Origin of the sequence: Streptomyces boetiae (genome assembly GCF_031845405.1) — a bacterium.
Lineage (GTDB): Bacteria > Actinomycetota > Actinomycetes > Streptomycetales > Streptomycetaceae > Streptomyces > Streptomyces boetiae.
Window position 1 is genome coordinate 20,533 of the sequence record NZ_JAVREN010000001.1, and the last position, 16,974, is coordinate 37,506.

The window sequence follows — 16,974 nt, forward strand, 5'->3', positions numbered from 1 at the left end:
TCAGCGCGCGCTGCGGACGGCCGCCCGCGCCACCGCCGTCTCCAGATCGGGGTAGCAGTCGAACAGCCGCCGCACGCCGAGGGCGGCCAGCACGCGGTTGACGTGCGAGCCCTCCTCCGCGCCCCGGGCGGGCAGGATCAGCCGCAGCTCCCCCGCGCAGGACCGCATCAGCCGCCGCGCCGCCACCAGCACCCCCACCCCGCTGGAATCGCAGAACAGCACCCGGGAGAGGTCGAGCACCAGCCGCCGGTGCCCCTCGGCAACCGCCTCGTGGACGTGGCGCCGCACGGACGGGGAGGCGACCAGGTCCAGCTCGCCGACGACCCGCAGCACGGTCCACTCCCCCCGCCGCTCACCCTGCACTCTCAACGTCACGCCGCACAGCCCTTCTTGTCGGCCCGCGGGACGCCGCCCGCGAGGGCCGCGTCCCCTTGGTGTCCCGCACACCCACGGGTGCCGGTCACATGTCCCGCTGTGTCCTGCCGTGTCCGGCACTGTCCCTGAGTGTCCCGTTCCGCGTGGCCCGCTGTCACCCGGTGCCGCGCCGGAGCCTCTGAAGCGCCCTGCCCAGTTTCCCGGCCATCACGCGTGAAACGTCCCTTCCGGCCCGTCCGTCGGGAGGCGCGGGGCGCGGGATCCGGGCACAGGGGCGCGCGCGAACATCCCCGCACACTACATTTGACGTACGCACGGGGCCGGAGGTTGTCGCAAGGCGCACGCAACGCGAACACGATGCGGGAATCGCGGGAGTTGGGGGCCTGATGCCCATGGCGCACGAGACGCCGCCGCAGTGGGACCGGGACGTCCGGCAGCGGCTCCTGCGCGGTGAGGCCGCCGCCCTGTCCGAGGTGTACGACCGTTTCGCCGCCCTCGCGCACGGGATCGCGCAGCGGGTCCTGGAGGGGTGGGACGACGAGGCGGCCCCGGGGCGCGTCACCCGGGAGGTGTTCGCGCTGCTGTGGTCGGCCCCTGAGGACTTCGACCCGGGCGCCGGCCCGCTGCGTTCGTGGATCGCCTCCCGCGCGCACGGCCTGGCCGTGGCCGAACTCCGGCGCGGCGCCGAGGAGGACCCCGCCCTCGGCCCCGCCGCCCAGGCCGCCCGCATCCGCGCCGCCTCCACCGCGGCCCGCGCCGACTACATCCTCACCGCGATGCCCACCCCGCTGCGCGCGGCCCTCGAACACACCCGCTACCAGCACCTCGACGCCGCCCGCACGGCCGCCCGCCTCGGCATCACCGAACCGGAGACCCACCGCAGGCTCCGCCTGGGCCTCCAACTGCTGTCCTCGGCACGGGGGTACGCGGCGGAGGCGGAGCCCGGGCCCTTGCCCGGGACCGGTCCCGGGGCCGGTGCCGAGACTGGGGGTGGGCCCCGGGGCGGGCCGGAGGCGCGCCCGGGGGCGGAGTCGTGAGCGGGGCGTGCGGGCGCTCGCCCGAGCGCGGGCCCCGGCCGGGCTCCGGTCACCCGCCGGGGCAGCCCGTGCCGGGCCCGCAGGGGCTTCGTCCCCCGGACGGGAGCCGTGGCCGGGTGCCCGGGCAGCGTGCGGGCGGGGCGGCGCAGCGAAAGGCGAGTGAGGCGATGTCTCCTCCGGAGGAGGCCCATCAGGGGCTGATGGCGCTGCTGGGCGCCTGGGCCCTGGCCGCCTGTTCGGCGGCGGAGGCGGAGGCCGTCGAGGAGCACCTGAGCGGCTGCGGCTCCTGCGCCGAGGAGGCGCTGCGGCTGCGCGACGCCGCGTCCCTGCTCGAACCGCGCCGCGGCCTCGACCTGGACCCCACGCTGCGCGCCCGCGTACTGGAGGAGTGCCTGGGCCGCCGCCCGGCCCGGCTCCCGCTGCCGCCGTGGGCGGCCCCGCTGGACGAGGAGGCGGCCCGCCTCGACGCGCTGCTGAACGACCTCACCGAGGAGGAGTGGAACGCCCCCGTCGACCCGGGCCCCGCACCGACCCCCACCGGGGTCCTCGGCCGGCTCCGCGCCGACGACGCCCTGCTGGCCCGCGCCCTCGGCCTCCCGGATGTCGAAGGCGAGAACGCGCGGGAGACCTGGCGCGAGCAGACGCGGGCCCTGGTGCGCGCCGCCCCGCAGGCGCACGGGCGCACGCTCCCTGAGACGGCCTATCCGCCCCTCGCGCCCCCGCCGGGCGGCGAGGCCCGGCTGCCGGTCGCGGACGTGTACCTGGACCGCGCGTTCGCCTGCTGGACGCACGCCGCCGACATCGCCCGCGCCGTCGCGTACCCCTACGCTCCCCCGCAGGGCTCCCGCCTGCGGCTGCTCGTGGACCTTCTGGCGCGGCGCCTGCCCGGCAGCCTCGCCGCCTCGGCCCCCGCGCCGGCCGAGGCCGGGCGCCCCGGCCGCCTCCTCCACCTGGAGGTCGAGGGGCCGGGCGGCGGCCACTGGGCGGTCCCCGTCGACGCGCCCGCCGGGCCCGTGGGCCGCGCGGCCCCCGCCGGGGCCGTGGCCCACCTGGTGCTGGAGGACGTCGTCCTGTGCCAGCTCGCCGCCGGCCGGATCTCCCCCGAGGAGGCCGCCTCGGGGGGAACGGGCGACGCCGCCGTCCTGCGCGACGCGCTCCTGGCCACCGCCGCGCTCGCCCGGCCCTGACCGACGGGCCGAGGCCGGGCGTTCAGGCCGGGCGTTCAGGCCGGGCGTTCAGGCCGGGCGTTCAGGCCGGGCGTTCGGAAACGACCGGACACGACCGGACAGGGTCAGGAAAAGACCACCGTGCGGCTGCCGTTGAGCAGGACGCGGTGCTCGCTGTGCCACTTGACCGCGCGGGCCAGCGCCTGGCACTCCACGTCCCGCCCGATGGCGACCAACTGCTGCGGGGTCACGTCGTGCCCGACGCGTTCGACCTCCTGCTCGATGATCGGGCCCTCGTCCAGCTCGGCCGTGACGTAGTGCGCCGTCGCGCCGATCAGCTTCACGCCCCGGGCGTGCGCCTGGTGGTACGGGCGGGCGCCCTTGAAGCTCGGCAGGAAGGAGTGGTGGATGTTGATGATCCGGCCGGGCAGGCGCTTGCACAGGTCGTCCGAGATGACCTGCATGTACCGGGCCAGCACCACCAGCTCCACCTCCTCGTCCTCGACGATCCGCAGCAGCCGGGCCTCCGCCTCGGGCTTGGTGTCGGCGGTCACGGGGATGTGGTGGAAGGGGATGCCGTAGGAGGCGGACAGCTCGGCGAAGTCGGTGTGGTTGGAGACCACGGCGGCGACCTCGACCGGCAGGGCGCCGATCCGGGTGCGGAAGAGCAGGTCGTTGAGGCAGTGCCCGAACTTGCTGACCATCAGCAGCACGCGGGTCTTCCGGTCCGCCGGGTGAAGCTGCCAGTCCATCTGGAACGAGTCCCCGACCGCCGCGAAGGTGGCGCGCAGCTTCTCCAGGGTGACGGGCTCGGTGGCCGCGAAGAGCACCCGCATGAAGAAAAGCCCGGTGTCCCGGTCCCCGAACTGCTGGCTGTCCTCGATGTTGCCGCCGGTCATGAACAGGTAGCTGGACACGGCGTGCACGATGCCCGGCTTGTCCGGGCAGGAGAGGGTGAGCACGTAGCGCTCGGTCGGGTGGTCGGTCATGGTCCCCTAGCCTGGCACACCCGCCGGCGTGCGCGCACCGCCCGCTCAGACGGCGTGCAGTGAGGCCGCGAGCTGGTCCAGGCTGACGGGCGGGGCGTCCGGGTCCTCGCCGTCGGCCGTCGCGAGCCGGACGTGCGCCTCGCGGGCCGCCCGCACCGCCTCGGGCCAGCCGTGGTGCTGGAGGTAGGCGCTGAACGGCGCGTCCGGCCCCACCTGGTGCAGGATGCGCAGCACGCGCAGCACGGCCACGTCCACCAGGGTCGCCTCCTGGCTGTCCCGGAAGACGGTGCCGACGTACTTCTCCGCCGACCAGTTGTCCAGCCAGGTGTCCTCGACCAGGCGGTAGACGGCGTCCGTGACGTCGCCGTAGCCGGGGACGCCCGCGGCCCAGCAGCTCTGGTGGAAGGCCGGGTCGGAGAGCATGTGCAGCGCCGAGCGGACGTTGGCCCGCCAGCGCCACCACGGGAGGTCGTTGAGCGGCATGGGAGACATGGTGCGCGACGGGACACCGGGACGGGAAGGCTTTGCCGGGGCCGTTCCCTGGCGGGCGGGCAACGTCACAGCTGGGCCGCCGCTCGCTCGGGCAGGCCGTGCTGCCGGGCCACCGGGTTCCACAGCGCGGCGGCGCGCTCCTTGGCCTCGGTCGCCCGGCCGCTGGCCCGGTCGCCGCGGGTGGCGCGGTCCGTGTGGCGGGCCTGGCCCCCGCGGCAGACGCCGCGCTCCTGGCGGGCCTCGTCGGCCCAGGCGGCGTAGTGGGTGTCGGCCTCGGCCGAGGCCGACCAGGCGGTGCGCAGCGACGCGGCCAGCTCGTCGCCGTCGGGGATGTCGCTCACGGTCAGGTTCTCCAGGCGGGCGAGGAGGCCGTTGCGCTGCTCGGCCGCGGCGCGCAGGCTGTCGGCGGCCTGCGGCAGTCGCCGGCAGGAACGGATGTCGGCCACGGCTCCGATGACGGCGTCGCGGCTGTCGTTGCTCTCCGCCAGCAGCGCGGACAGCTCGGCGGCCTGGGCGCGGGCCTCGGCGGAGTCCCCGCCCTGCTCATCGGCCGGGGCCGTGCCCGCGCCTGCGTCCTCCGTCCCGGCCTCGGCGCTGGAGGCGGGGGCGCTGGGCTCGCCGCCTCCGCCGTCCTCGCCCCCGCCGCTGAGGGCGGCGCCGGCGGCCAGGCCGACGAGGGCGCAGCCGACGACCACGGCGGCGGCCACGGCGCCGGGCGAGCGCCGGGCGGCGGGGCGCCGCCGGGCCGGGCGGTAGGGCTCCTCCTCTTGGGGGGTCGTGGCGGCGGCCGAGCGGAAGAGGCTGTCGAAGTCGCTGCTGACGGCGGGCATGGCCCGGGTCTCGGTGACGTCCTCGCGGGGGCGGCCGGGGACCGGGCGCAGCTTGGTGGTGGCGGGGTCGGGCGCGGCCTCGCGCACGGGCGGGATCAGCTGGGTGGCGCCCTCGGGGTCGACGGCCGGTATCAACTCGGTCGCGGCCTCGGGCGCGTGCCGCGCGGGCGGCGCGGACGGCATCGCGGGCGTCGCCCGCTGCGGCAGCGCGTGCGGCTCCGCGCCCTCCCCGCGGCCCCCGGCGGCCCGCTCGGCCCGCCGCCGGGCGGCCCGCCCGCCGACCGGCTGCGCACCGTCGCCTCCGGCGTCGAGCCCGGGCGTGCCGGCGAACGCGCCTCCCGCGCGGGACGGCGGACCTTCGGGCGCGGCGTGAGAACCACGGGCGGCACCCGGCGCGGCCCGCCCGCCCTTCGGGCCGCCGGGCACGCCCCCGGAAGCAACGCCGGGCGTACCGGCGAACGCGCCTCCCGCGCGGGACGGGAAACCGCCGGATGCGGCCTGAGCGGCACCCGGGTCGCCCGGTACGCCTCCGGTGGGAAGGCCCGGGGTTCCGGCGAACGCGCCTCCCGCGCGGGACGGCGGACCTTCGGGCGCGGCGTGGGCGCCGCCGGGGGCGGTCGGCGGGACGGGGGGCGCGCCCGCGGGGCGCGGCGGGGGCGCGGCGGGGAAGCCCGCCGCGGGGGCGCCGGGCTGCCCCCCGTCGCCGGGCGCGGCACCGCCCGGCGGAGGGCTGGCGTACACGCCGGGCGGACCGTCCGTCGCGGGGGGCGCGTCGGGCATGCGCGGGGCGTGCGCCGGAGGTGGGGGCGCCGCCGCGGGCGCGCGGCGGCGGCCCGGGCCCGGCGTCGTGGCCGGCGGGGTCTCGGGGCCCGGCGCCCGGCGGCGGCCCGTGCCTGGGGGTGAGGTCGCGGGCGGGGGCGGGGCCGCCTCGGGGCCCCAGGGCTGGCCCCACGGCTGGCCCGGCGGCGGCGCGGCCAGCGTCCCGGCGTCCTGGGCCCGGGGCGCGCCCTCGCCGGCGTTCGACGGCAGAATCACGCCCTCGCGGGGCTCCTCGTCCCGTCCGTGGTGGCTGCTCACCAGGCTCCTCGCAGGTCATTCCGACAGCGCCGGGCCGCGCTCCCGGCTCCCCTGGAGACTGGTCGGGGCACCTGCGAGCCGTCAAGTCGGGCAGGTCACGGCCCGGTTCTCGCGAGGGCCGGCTGCCGCCAGCGGGCCGCGAACTCCTGCACCAGCGGCTCGTTCCGGTGCGGCTCCAGACGGGACCTGAACTCCGCGAAGTACTCCCGGCCGCGGCCCGAGCGCAGGCCCTCCAGCGCCGAGCCCGCCTCCTGCGCCGTGTGGCAGGCCTGGTCCAGCTCGCCCTCCTGGAGCTGGCCGGTGGCCAGCAGCAGCAGCCCTATGGCCCGCCGCCTGGCCCTCCCCTCGGGGTGCCCGGCCAGCGCCTCGGCCGCGCGCTGCTGGGCCGCCCGGCCCTGGCCGAGGTCGCGGTGGCAGTGGGCCAGCTCGTCGGCCAGGTACGCGGCGTCGAAGTGCGCGATCCAGGGCGGGTCCTCGTCCGCGCCCGCCTCGGCCCGGTCCATCGCGGCCAGGGCGTCCGCCGCGCAGCGGCGGCACGCCTCGCGGTCGCCGAGCTGCGCGTGCCCGCGGGCCTCGGCGGCCAGGAACAGCGCGTCGGCGCGGGGCGTGGCCCTGCCCCGGGAGCCCTCCTGGGCGGCGCGGGCGAGCTGGATGACCTCGCGGGGGTTGCCCAGCTCGGCGGCGAGGTGGCTCATCCCGGCGGCCAGGACGTAGCCGCCGAAGCCGCGGTCGCCGGCGGCCTGCGCCAGCCGCAGGGCCTGGATGTAGTACCGCTGGGCCAGCCCGGGCAGGCCGCTGTCCACGGCCATGTACCCGGCCAGCTCCGTCAGCCGGGCCGCCGCCCCGTACAGCCGCCGGCCGACCGCCTCGCGGTAGGAGCCGCCCAGCAGGCCGGAGACGACGCCGTTGAGGTAGTGGACGACGACGGGCCGCACGTGGCCCGCGCCCCAGCGCCGGTCCAGGTTCACCAGGGCGTCCGTGGTGGCGAGAACGGCCTCCACGTCCGCGGTGCCGACCCGCTGCCCCGCCGAACGCGCCACCTCGGCGTCGGCCGGGGTGATCAGCCAGTCGCGGCTGGGCTCGACGAGGGCGGCGGGCGCGACCTGGGAGCCGCCGGCGTAGGGGTGCTGGCCCTCGCCGTTCTCCCGTCTGGAGACGTCCGAGCGCCACAGCTCGGTGGCCTGCTCGACGGACTCGGCCAGGCCGGCGGCGAAGTGGAGCCCGACCGAGGAGGTGAGCTGGCGGGCCGTGCCCATGCCGATCTCGTCCACGGTCACCTGGCGGCCGAGCTTGCGCCCCAGCGCCTCGGCGATCACCTCGGGCGCCCGGCCGCGCGGCTGCTGGCCCCGGATCCAGCGGGCGACGGAGGTCTTGTCGTAGCGGTAGTCCAGTCCGCGCTCGGCGGCGCACATGTTGACGCGGCGGGCCAGCCCGGCGTTGGAGCAGCCGGCCTCCCGGATCAGGGAGAGCAGCCGCTCGTTGGGCTGGCGTGCGATGAGTGGTCGGGCGGTCATCAACGGCTCCCTCGCTGGGCCGGTGCTGGGCTGACGCGGGATCCCCCGCGGGCCCCGGTGCGATCCCGGCTGATCACTGCCCGGTGGTGACCGGTTCCATCCCGTATGCACCCCGTGATGCACCAGTGCGCCCCGCGTGCGGGAATTCCCCGCACACCCGTACGCCTCCGGCCGTAACCCGTCCGGAGCAACGAAGTTGAGCCTCGTGTGGATGAGGAAGAACGACACAGGGAAGCGGGCGGGGCGCGGGCGCGCGGCCCGCAGGGCGCGTGCCGGAGCAGCGCGACGACGGCCTGCTCGAACAGGCGGTCAGGTACGTGAAGGAACGTCACTGGGAGGTGCTTCCCGGGGCGTGGATCGAATTCGACGCGGCGGGCGCTGCGCTGTGCTCGTGCGCCGCGGCGGACTGCGGCGCGCCGGGCGTGCACCCCCTGCGCCCGGGGTGGGGGTCGGACGCGACAGGGAGCGAGACGCAGGCCAGGCGCCTGTGGACGCGCGAGCCGCGCGCCTCGGTGCTGCTGCCGACGGGGCGGACCTTCGACGTGCTGGAGGTGTCCGAGGGGGCGGGCTGCCTGGCGCTGGCCCGGATGGAGCGGATGGGGGCGTCGCTGGGGCCGGTGGCGGGGACGCCGCTGGGCCGGATGCTGTTCTTCGTGATGCCGGGGGGCGCGGCGAAGGTGCCGGGGAAGCTGCGGCAGCTCGGCTGGGCCCCGGCCTCGCTGGACCTGACGGTCCGCGGCGAGGGCGACTTCGTGGCCGCGCCGCCGAGCCGCCTGGCGACGGACGGGACGGTCCGCGGCCGGGTGCACTGGATCCGTCGCCCCACCCCCGTCAACCGCTGGCTCCCGGACCCGGCCGAGCTGCTGGCCCCCCTGGCCTACGCCTGCGCGCAGGAGGACTGAGGGCCGGGGGCAGTGGGGCGCGGGCGCCTCAGCCGGCCGTTTCCGCGAGGAAGGGCTCGACCAGGGCGCGCCACTCCGCGGGGCGTTCGAGGTGGACCAGGTGCCCCGCGTCGGGAATGTCGGCGTACCGGCCGTCGGGCAGGACGCGGACCATCTCCTGGGCCTCGGCCCGGCCCAGCTCGCCGTCCAGGCCGCGGATGACCAGCGTGGGGCAGCGCACCTGGGCCAGCTCCTCCCAGTGCGCGTCGCGGACCCAGCCCTCCCGGGCGGCCATCATCTGGCGGCGCGAGAAGACCGGCCGCCAGCCGTCCGCGCGCTCGGCCATCACCTCGGCGTAGAAGTCGCCGCGGGCAGGGCGGGGGCGGTCCAGCGTGGGGTCCTCCTCGCCGAACCAGCGCCGGACGTCCGCGAGCGTGGCGAACGGCAGCGGCCAGGAGTCCAGCCAGTCCTGCCACTCGCGGCGGGACTGGACGCCCATGGCGGCGGCCCGCATCTCGCAGATGACCACGGCCCGCACCAGGTCGGGGCGGCGGGCGGCTAGCTGCCAGGCGGTGAGCGCGCCCATGGCATGGCCGACCAGGGCGACGGGGCCCAGGCCGAGCTGCTCGACGGCCGCCTCGGCATCCGCGACGAAGGCGTCGCGGTCGAACGGCCCCGCCGCGGGCTTGTCGCTGCGGCCGTGGCCGCGCTGGTCCAGGGCGACGGCGCGGAACCGGCCCGAGATCCGGCGGGCGAAGCCCGCCCAGTGCGCCGCGCGCCCCAGCAGGCCGTGAAGCAGCAGCACGCCGGGGCGCCCGGCCTGCTCCTCCTTCGGCGGCTCGGCGAACTCCCAAGCCGCGAGCCGGACTCCGCCCTGTCCGATCACCTCGGTACGCCTCACCATCGCGCCCAACCCCCTTCCTCCTCGCCAGGACCGGGAAGGCGCCCCCGCTCGCCGGCCCCCACGATATCGAATGCGCGTTCGAACACGCGTGCATCGAGGGCGGATAACCCTCGGACGAGTGATGGCAGGCCGACGCGCGGCGGTCGGCCCGCGGGACGGACGGGCAGCGGGCCGGCCGCGCACGGCGGGCGGCCCGGCCGTTTCCGGCCCTCGGTCATCCGCGCCGCCCGGGGCGCGGCTCCCCGGCCCGGGCGCCCCCGTGCGCCCGGCGCGCCTCAGCCCTTGGCGACGAAGACATGCGCCGCCACATCGTGCGCCAGCTCGGCGGCCTCGCCGCCGCTGCCGACCTGGATGCCGCCGCCGGCGCCCAGCGTCACGCTGACCGACGCGCCCGGCTGCACCCCGGCCCGCCGCAGCGTCCGCATCACGCGGGCGTCGGTCTGGATCGGCTCCCCGATGCGGCGCACGATCACCGTCCGGCCGCCGCCGTCGACCCCCTCGGTGTCCACATCCACGAGCGCCACCAGGCCCTCGGCGATGAACGGGTCGGTCTCGCCGCGCTCGCCCAGCTCGGCCAGGCCCGGGATGGGATTGCCGTAGGGGGACTCGGTGGGGTGGTTCAGCAGCTCGAGGACGCGGCGCTCCACGGCGTCGCTCATCACGTGCTCCCAGCGGCAGGCCTCGGCGTGCACCTGCTCCCACTCCAGCCCGATGACGTCCACCAGGAGGCACTCCGCGAGGCGGTGCTTGCGCATCACCCGCTGCGCCAGCCGCCGCCCCTCCTCCGTCAGCTCCAGGTGCCGGTCGCCCGCGATGACCAGGAGCCCGTCCCGCTCCATGCGGGCGACGGTCTGGCTGACCGTGGGGCCACTCTGCTCAAGCCGCTCGGCGATGCGGGCACGCATCGGGACCACCCCTTCTTCCTCCAGCTCCAGGATGGTGCGGAGGTACATCTCGGTGGTGTCGATGAGTCCGGACATAAGTGCCCCTCGATCTCTCGTGCGGTGGCCCTGCACCAATTCTGACGTACGCCAGTGACAACCGGCCCCGCTTCGTGTAACCAGCCGCTTGCTCATTGACAGAGGAGTGGTCCAGACCACTACGGTGGGCGCCATGAGCGAGACCACGCTGGGCGGCCGTTTCCTCGACGAGACCATCGCGCTGCTGCGCCGGGCCCGCGAGGAGGGGGGGCCGGCGATCGCGGAGGCCGCCGCGCTGCTGGCCCGGACGGTGACCTCGGGGGGCCGGCTCTTCGCCCACGGCGCGGGCCACTCCGCCCTCCCCGCCCAGGACCTGGTCTACCGCGCGGGCGGACTGGCGCTGGTCAACCTGCTGGCCGTCCCCGGCGCCACCGGCGTGGACGCCAGGCCCGCCACGCTGGGCAGCGCCCTGGAGCACGTCGGCGGCCTGGCCGCGGCGACGCTGGACAGCAGCCCGGCCGCGGCCGGGGACCTGCTCATCGTCATCTCCGTTTCCGGGCGCAACGCCCTCCCCGTGGAGATGGCCCGGCACGCCCGCTCCGCCGGGCTGAGCGTGATCGGAGTCACCTCCGTCGCGTACGCGACCGAGACGGCCCCGCGCCACCCCTCGGGCACCTTCCTGAAGGACCACTGCGACGTGGTGCTCGACAGCCGCGTCCCCGTCGGCGACGCCCTGCTCACCAGCGAGCGGATCGGCGCACCGTTCGCCCCCGCCTCCACCGTGGTGGCCTGCGCCCTGCTCCAGGCCGTCGTGGCCGAGGCCGCCGGCCTGCTCGCCGCGGGCGGCACCGAGCCGCCCCTGCTGCGCTCCGCCAACGTGGACGGCGGCCGGGAGTGGAACGAGCGCGTGATCGCGGAGCACGCCGAGCGCATCCACTGGCGCTAGCACCCCGCCGCGGCCGTTGAACCCGCGCCGCCCGCCGCGGCCGTTCAGCACGGCGGCGCCAGGCAGGACGCCCCGCAGGCGGCCGCCAGGTCCGCCGCGGCGGCCACGCGCAGGGCCACGTCCTCGCCGTACGCCGCGTCCGCGCGGTCGAACGGCCGCCGCCCCTCGCCGCGCAGGAAGGTCAACACGCCCAGGCTCCGCCCCCGGCTGCGCAGCGGCACGCACAGCGCGTGCTCCGCCTCCTTCGGCCAGCGGTGCTCCGCCGCCCACTCGGCGCGGCCCGTTCCGCCCGTCGCGCGCACCGGAAGAGCGCGTTCCATCGCCTGGAGCGCGGGGTGGCCCGACCGGTAGCGCACGCGCGCACCCGGGGTCGCGTACCGCTCGCCGTGCGCCAGCGGTCCGGGGCTCTCGGTCCGGCGCACCAGCCCGCCGCGCTCCCCCGCGAGGTCCAGCAGCGCGTGGTCCGCGAAGCCCGCCAGCGCGTAGTGCAGGTGCAGGGCCACGGCCTCCATCGGCTCCTCGCACTCGGCCGCCGCCCGCGCCGCGCGCCCCAGCTGCTCGGCGCGGAACGCCCGCCGCGCCGCGTCCCTGGCCGCGTGCCTTGGCCGGGTCACATCCCGGAAGAGCCAGGCCACGCCCAGCGGCACCGGCCCGCCGTGGCCCGGCGCCAGCCGCAGGAAGCCGCTGATCAGAGTGCGCCGCCGCCGGTCGCGGCGCGGCGGGAACGCGGCGTCCCCGAGGTGGTCGCCGCCCTCGCCGTCGCCCAGCAGGGACAGCGAGAGCTCCACCGGGCCCATCGGCTCCTGCCCGGCCAGCGCGTGCTCCAGAGCGCTCTCCAGCTCGTCCAGCCCCGCCCCGAAGAACCCGCCCAGCGGCTCGCCCAGCATGTCCGCCGGGGTCACGGACAGCACGCGCGCCGCCGCCTCGTTCACCGCGACCGTCCGCAGGTCGGCGTCCACCACCAGCACGCCCCAGGACGGCCCGGCCAGCAGCGCCTCGCTCAGCGCCAGGTTCCGCTCCAGCGCGAGCTGGGCGTGCACCTCACCGAAGGCGCAGTAGACCCCGGCCGCGGTGCCGTCCGCCCGGCGCACCGCCGCCGCCCTGGCGCGCACCAGCACCCGCCCGCCGTCCTGCCGGAACATCGCGAACTCGCCCGCCCAGCGCGCCTGTGCGCCCTCCGGCTCGGGCCGCTCCCGCACCGCCAGGAGCTGATCGAGAACGGCCGGGGCGTCCGCCGCCCGCACCAGCCACCCGCCGGGGCCCGGCCGCCCCACGGCCTGCTCCCGGGTCCAGCCCAGCAGCCGCTCGGCCTGGCGGTTCCAGTGCGTGACGCGGCCCTGGTCGTCCAGCGCGAACAGCGCGGCGTCCATGCCGTCGAGTAACGCGGTCAGCAGGCGCGCGTCGTCCGCCCCGCCGTCCGCTGTCCCGCCGTCCGCCTCCCCGGCAGATCCACGGTTGAGAGCCTGAGTCTTCGAAGGAACGGTCACCTGACACCCCCAGCACAGGAGAAAGCGCGCCGCCCCGGGCGCCGGACCATTCAACTGCATCGTGACGGCCGTCACATAGGTGTTCACCGCATCTCGTTGCCGCACCGAAATTTGGTTGTGGCGCGGCTGGGGCGCCGCCTACCGTTCGGGGTACACGAGAAGGGAGGTGGTTCGGCAGATGTATGACAACCGGACGCGTGAGGTGACTGCGGCCTAACGGCCGACATCACACGACGTGTGGCGCCGGCTCCGCCGGCCAATTCCCAGCAGTCACCCGATCCGCGGGCCGCCGGTAAGTCCGGCCGGCTCCCCGGGGCGCGCGAGCGCTCCGGGGACCAAGGCCCGCGGATCGTTCTTTGTGCGCCTTCGAGCGCCGCTCGCGCCGCACGTCGCGCACCCCCGAGTCCCGCCTCCCGGGGCCGCCTAGGGGCAGAGCCGCTCCACGGCCCAGCGCTCCCCCTCCCGCACGTACCGCAGGCGGTCGTGCAGCCGGTTCTCCCGGCCCTGCCAGAACTCCACGCTCTCCGGGACCACCCGGAAGCCGCCCCACTGCGGCGGCGCCGGAACGTCCTCCCCCTCCGGGTACCGCTCGGCCAGCTCGGCGTAGAGCTGGTCGAGCTGCGCCCGCGAGGCCACCGTCGAGGACTGCTCGCTGGCCCAGGCGCCGAGCTGCGAGCCGTGCGGCCGGGTCCTGAAGTACGCGGCGGTCTCGGCGCGCCCGGTGCGTTCGACCGTCCCCGAGACGATCACCTGGCGGGCCACGGCGTGCCACGGGAAGAGCAGCGAGGCGCGGGGATTGGCGGCCAGCTCGCGGCCCTTGCGGGAGCCGTAGTTGGTGAAGAAGACGAAGCCGCGGCGGTCGAAGCGCTTCAGCAGGACCGTGCGGGTGCTGGGCCGGCCCTCGGCGTCCGCGGTGGCCAGCACCATGGCGTTCGGCTCGTGCAGGCCGCTGGCCGCGGCCTGGGCGAACCACTGCTCGAACTGATCCACGGGATCGGCGGCCAGGTCCTTCTCGTCCAGGCCCGCCTGCCGGTACCGCGCCCGCATCGCGGCGGGGTCGAGCCGGGGCGCGTCGCCGGGCCCTGGGGCAGCGGGATCCGGGACGGTCGGGTCGGGGCCGGCGGCGGGATCCTGGGCGGGATCCTGGGCCGGACCGGTGGCGGCGGCCGGTGCGGCGGCGGGGCGGGCGTGCTCGGCGTGGGACACGGCCCATATCTTGCAACATTCGGCTGACAGTGGACCACGCTCCGGAGTTCCCGCCCCGCGCTCTGCGGCTCCCCGACACCCGCAGTTAAGGTGACCGCCAGACTTACCGCGCGTACTGAGGCGGAGGAGAGTGCTGATGTCCGATTTCGTTCCTGGGCTCGAAGGGGTCGTGGCGTTCGAGACCGAGATCGCCGAACCCGACCGGGAAGGCGGTGCCCTCCGCTACCGCGGCGTGGACATCGAGGACCTGGTGGGCCACGTGTCGTTCGGCGAGGTCTGGGGCCTGCTGGTGGACGGCTCGTTCGCGCCCGGCCTGCCGCCCGCCGAGCCGTTCCCCATCCCGATCCACTCCGGCGACGTCCGGGTGGACGTCCAGGCCGCGCTGGCCATGCTGGCGCCCGTGTGGGGCCTGCGCCCGCTGCTGGACATCGACGCCGGGCAGGCCCGCGAGGACCTGGCGCGGGCCGCCGTCATGGCGCTGAGCTTCGTCGCCCAGTCGGCGCGCGGCACGGGCGTTCCGATGGTGCCGCAGCGCGAGATCGACAAGGCGGAGAACATCACCGAGCGCTTCCTGCGGCGCTGGCGCGGCGAGCCCGACCCCCGGCACGTGGCCGCGCTCGACGCGTACTGGACCTCGGCCGCCGAGCACGGCATGAACGCCTCCACCTTCACCGCCCGCGTCATCGCCTCCACGGGCGCCGACGTGGCCGCGGCGCTCTCCGGCGCGGTCGGCGCGATGTCGGGGCCGCTGCACGGCGGGGCGCCCTCCCGGGTGCTCGGCATGATCGAGGAGATCGAACGCAGTGGCGACGCCGAGGCGTACGTCCGCAGCAAGCTGGACGCGGGCGAGCGCCTGATGGGCTTCGGTCACCGCGTCTACCGCGCCGAGGACCCCCGGGCGCGCGTGCTGCGGCGCACGGCGCGCGAGCTGGGCGCGCCCCGGTTCGAGGTGGCGGAAGCCCTGGAACGCGCCGCGCTGGCCGAGCTGGGCGCCCGTCGGCCGGACCGGGTGCTGGCCACGAACGTGGAGTTCTGGGCCGCGATCGTGCTCGACTTCGCGGAGGTCCCGGCGCACATGTTCACGGCGATGTTCACGTGTGCCAGGACGGCCGGCTGGTCCGCCCACATCCTGGAGCAGAAACGTACAGGCAGGCTGATCCGCCCCTCCGCCCGCTACGTCGGCCCGCCGCCGCGCGGGATCGCGGGGATCGAGGATCACGGGGCGCACTAGGCGCGCGCCGGGCACGGGCTGAGGCGCGGGCTCAAGGGAGCGCGGGGGGCTCCGCCTAGGCTGGTCCGGCGTGGACCACATCTTCTACCTCGCCGACGTCTTCACCGACCGCCCCTTCGGCGGCAACCAGCTCGCCGTCCTGCCCGACGCGCGCGGCCTGTCCGACCGGGCCATGCAGACCCTGGCCCGCGAGTTCAACTTCTCCGAGACCTCCTTCGTGCTGCCGCCCGAGGACCCGGCCCACACCCACCGGGTCCGGATCTTCACGCCGACGGCCGAGCTGCCGTTCGCGGGCCACCCGACGGTCGGAACGGCCGTGGTCCTCGCCGCGCACGAGGGCCCGCCGCCCGGCGGGCGGCTGCTCTTCGAGGAGAACGTCGGGGTCGTCGCCGTGGACGTGGACGGCGGCCACGCCCGCCTGACCCTGAACGCCCCCTACGAGGCCCCCGAGGCGTCCCCCGACCCGGGGGCCGTCGCCGCGGCTCTCTCGCTGGCCGCCCCCGAGGTCGAGGAGGTCTGGTACGGCGGGGTCGGGCTCGGCTTCTGCTACGTCCGGCTGGCGGACCCGGGGGCGGTGGACCGCGCGGCCTTCCACCACGCCGCCTGGGCGGCGGGCCCGGCCGCGGGCTGGTCCCCCAACTTCTACGTCTTCGCGGGCGAGTTCCGCGCGGGCGGCCGGGTCCACGCGCGGGCCTTCGTCCCCGGCGCCGGCATCGTCGAGGACCCCGCCACCGGCTCCGCCTGCGCGGGCCTGGCCGCCGCCCTCACCCAGCGCAGCCCCCACCCCGACGGCGCCCACACCCTCACGATCACCCAGGGCGTTGCCATGGGCCGCCCGAGCCACATCGAGGCCACCGCGACCACGGCCAACGGCCGCCTGACGGCCGTCTCGGTCGCGGGGCACACGGCCGTGGTCGCCCGTGGAACGATCGCCGCCCCGCAGGAGGGGCACGACCCGTCGACCCGGCCGTGACGGCCCTGCTCCCGCCCTCCCTCGCTCCTCGGGAATGATTACCTCACCGCCGGACGCCCGGAAATCTATCGCGGCCGGAGTAGACATAGGGCGGTGGCGTGGGTAGGGTTTCTCTTGTACCCAGAGAGTCATCGGGGCCTGGCAGAGATGGACTGCCGGCCGGCAGGACAAGCAGTTCGCAGGACGGTGCGGCGGTGGAGTTCCGAAGCCAGAGCGGTTGCAGGACGGCGACGGGACTGACGGCCGGACCGGGTGGCCCGCAGTGATCAGGGGCCGCCGTGAGCGGGGCCGCGGCTGGCACAGCGACGGTCCCGCTGGATGAGCAAGTGAGAATCACCGAGGGAAGAACGGAGGAACCCGCGCCATCAGGATCGCCCGGGCGTAGGTCTCGAGCCCGGGTACCGCAGGACATCGATAGTGAGGTGGTCTCCGGTCAAGCAACCGCGATCCTCGCGCCCCCGGCAGCACGCAGGCCGGGTCCGCGGAAACACGAAGCCGGCGCAGGACCGAGGCCGGCAGATGGTTTAGCAGTTCCTTCGGGGCCCTGGTGCCGTACGGCACCAGGGCCCCTCCACGCGTTCCACAGAGGGGTGCAAATGACAGCAGATAACTCGTACGACCGCCTTGAAGACGACGACTACCCCGCCTACACGATGGGCCGGGCCGCCGAAATACTCGGCACCAGCCAGGGCTTCCTCCGCGCGATCGGAGAGGCCCGCCTCATCACCCCGCTCCGCTCCGAGGGCGGCCACCGCCGCTACTCCCGCTACCAACTGCGCATCGCCGCCCGCGCCCGGGAACTCGTCGACCAGGGCACCCCCATCGAGGCCGCCTGCCGCATCATCATCCTCGAAGACCAGCTCGAAGAAGCCCAGCGCATCAACGCCGAATACCGCCGCGCCGCCGAATCCGCGAACCCGCCGGCCGCGGGTTGAGGCCGCCGGGG

The 16,974-nt window shown here is 76.4% G+C and carries 16 protein-coding genes; 7 read left to right on the forward strand and 9 right to left on the reverse strand.

Annotated features, from left to right (window positions below; genetic code table 11):
• Nucleotides 1-375, reverse strand: a complete 375-nt coding sequence (locus tag RM780_RS00070) for an STAS domain-containing protein (RefSeq protein WP_311628281.1) — start codon at nucleotides 373-375, stop codon at nucleotides 1-3.
• 392 nt (nucleotides 376-767) lie between these two features.
• Here RM780_RS00070 and RM780_RS00075 point away from each other — a divergent pair, with 392 nt between their 5' ends.
• Together RM780_RS00075 and RM780_RS00080 are read left to right on the forward strand one after the other, a co-directional pair.
• The gene (locus tag RM780_RS00075) at nucleotides 768-1,412 is read left to right on the forward strand and encodes an RNA polymerase sigma factor (protein ID WP_311628491.1); all 645 of its coding nucleotides are present in this window, start codon (nucleotides 768-770) and stop codon (nucleotides 1,410-1,412) included.
• Nucleotides 1,413-1,579: 167 nt separating this feature from the next.
• Nucleotides 1,580-2,599, forward strand: coding sequence for a zf-HC2 domain-containing protein (locus RM780_RS00080; protein WP_311628282.1), 1,020 nt, complete (start codon nucleotides 1,580-1,582; stop codon nucleotides 2,597-2,599).
• Nucleotides 2,600-2,703: 104 nt separating this feature from the next.
• Here RM780_RS00080 and purU read toward each other — a convergent pair whose 3' ends face one another.
• The 4 genes from purU to RM780_RS00100 all read right to left on the reverse strand — a co-directional run bounded on the left by purU (nucleotide 2,704) and on the right by RM780_RS00100 (nucleotide 7,480).
• A complete protein-coding gene (gene purU / locus RM780_RS00085) occupies nucleotides 2,704-3,567 on the reverse strand; it encodes a formyltetrahydrofolate deformylase (protein WP_311628283.1) in 864 nt (287 codons plus the stop codon).
• A 45-nt stretch (nucleotides 3,568-3,612) separates the two neighbouring features.
• Nucleotides 3,613-4,059, reverse strand: coding sequence for an SCO4402 family protein (locus tag RM780_RS00090; protein ID WP_311628284.1), 447 nt, complete (start codon nucleotides 4,057-4,059; stop codon nucleotides 3,613-3,615).
• A gap of 65 nt (nucleotides 4,060-4,124) precedes the next feature.
• A complete protein-coding gene (locus RM780_RS00095) occupies nucleotides 4,125-5,072 on the reverse strand; it encodes a hypothetical protein (RefSeq protein WP_311628285.1) in 948 nt (315 codons plus the stop codon).
• 989 nt (nucleotides 5,073-6,061) lie between these two features.
• Nucleotides 6,062-7,480, reverse strand: coding sequence for a transcriptional regulator (locus RM780_RS00100; RefSeq protein ID WP_311628286.1), 1,419 nt, complete (start codon nucleotides 7,478-7,480; stop codon nucleotides 6,062-6,064).
• A 269-nt stretch (nucleotides 7,481-7,749) separates the two neighbouring features.
• Between RM780_RS00100 and RM780_RS00105 the strand changes: the two genes are divergently transcribed.
• Nucleotides 7,750-8,382 carry a bifunctional DNA primase/polymerase gene (locus RM780_RS00105; protein ID WP_311628287.1) on the forward strand — a complete coding sequence of 211 codons (633 nt, stop codon included), beginning with the start codon at nucleotides 7,750-7,752 and terminating at the stop codon, nucleotides 8,380-8,382.
• A gap of 28 nt (nucleotides 8,383-8,410) precedes the next feature.
• Here RM780_RS00105 and RM780_RS00110 read toward each other — a convergent pair whose 3' ends face one another.
• Both RM780_RS00110 and RM780_RS00115 read right to left on the reverse strand, forming a co-directional pair.
• Nucleotides 8,411-9,265, reverse strand: coding sequence for an alpha/beta fold hydrolase (locus tag RM780_RS00110; protein WP_311628288.1), 855 nt, complete (start codon nucleotides 9,263-9,265; stop codon nucleotides 8,411-8,413).
• Nucleotides 9,266-9,540: 275 nt separating this feature from the next.
• Nucleotides 9,541-10,245, reverse strand: a complete 705-nt coding sequence (locus tag RM780_RS00115) for a metal-dependent transcriptional regulator (RefSeq protein ID WP_311628289.1) — start codon at nucleotides 10,243-10,245, stop codon at nucleotides 9,541-9,543.
• A gap of 133 nt (nucleotides 10,246-10,378) precedes the next feature.
• On the opposite strand from RM780_RS00115, the gene RM780_RS00120 reads away from it, so the two are divergent.
• Nucleotides 10,379-11,131 (forward strand): SIS domain-containing protein, encoded by a 753-nt coding sequence (locus RM780_RS00120; RefSeq protein WP_311628290.1) that lies wholly within the window; start codon nucleotides 10,379-10,381, stop codon nucleotides 11,129-11,131.
• A 44-nt stretch (nucleotides 11,132-11,175) separates the two neighbouring features.
• Here RM780_RS00120 and RM780_RS00125 read toward each other — a convergent pair whose 3' ends face one another.
• Nucleotides 11,176-12,618 (reverse strand): PAS domain-containing protein, encoded by a 1,443-nt coding sequence (locus RM780_RS00125; RefSeq protein WP_311628291.1) that lies wholly within the window; start codon nucleotides 12,616-12,618, stop codon nucleotides 11,176-11,178.
• Nucleotides 12,619-13,041: 423 nt separating this feature from the next.
• Entirely contained in the window at nucleotides 13,042-13,665 is a 624-nt protein-coding gene (gene pdxH / locus RM780_RS00130) for a pyridoxamine 5'-phosphate oxidase (protein ID WP_311628492.1), read from the reverse strand.
• A gap of 295 nt (nucleotides 13,666-13,960) precedes the next feature.
• On the opposite strand from pdxH, the gene RM780_RS00135 reads away from it, so the two are divergent.
• The 3 genes from RM780_RS00135 (at nucleotide 13,961) to RM780_RS00145 (ending at nucleotide 16,963) form a co-directional block, all read left to right on the forward strand.
• A complete protein-coding gene (locus RM780_RS00135) occupies nucleotides 13,961-15,055 on the forward strand; it encodes a citrate synthase 2 (RefSeq protein WP_311628292.1) in 1,095 nt (364 codons plus the stop codon).
• Between the two features lie 70 nt (nucleotides 15,056-15,125).
• Nucleotides 15,126-16,028: a PhzF family phenazine biosynthesis protein gene (locus RM780_RS00140; protein WP_311628293.1), complete on the forward strand. Its 903-nt coding sequence runs from the start codon at nucleotides 15,126-15,128 to the stop codon at nucleotides 16,026-16,028.
• A gap of 596 nt (nucleotides 16,029-16,624) precedes the next feature.
• Nucleotides 16,625-16,963 carry a MerR family transcriptional regulator gene (locus tag RM780_RS00145; RefSeq protein ID WP_311628294.1) on the forward strand — a complete coding sequence of 113 codons (339 nt, stop codon included), beginning with the start codon at nucleotides 16,625-16,627 and terminating at the stop codon, nucleotides 16,961-16,963.
• Nucleotides 16,964-16,974 lie beyond the last annotated feature (11 nt).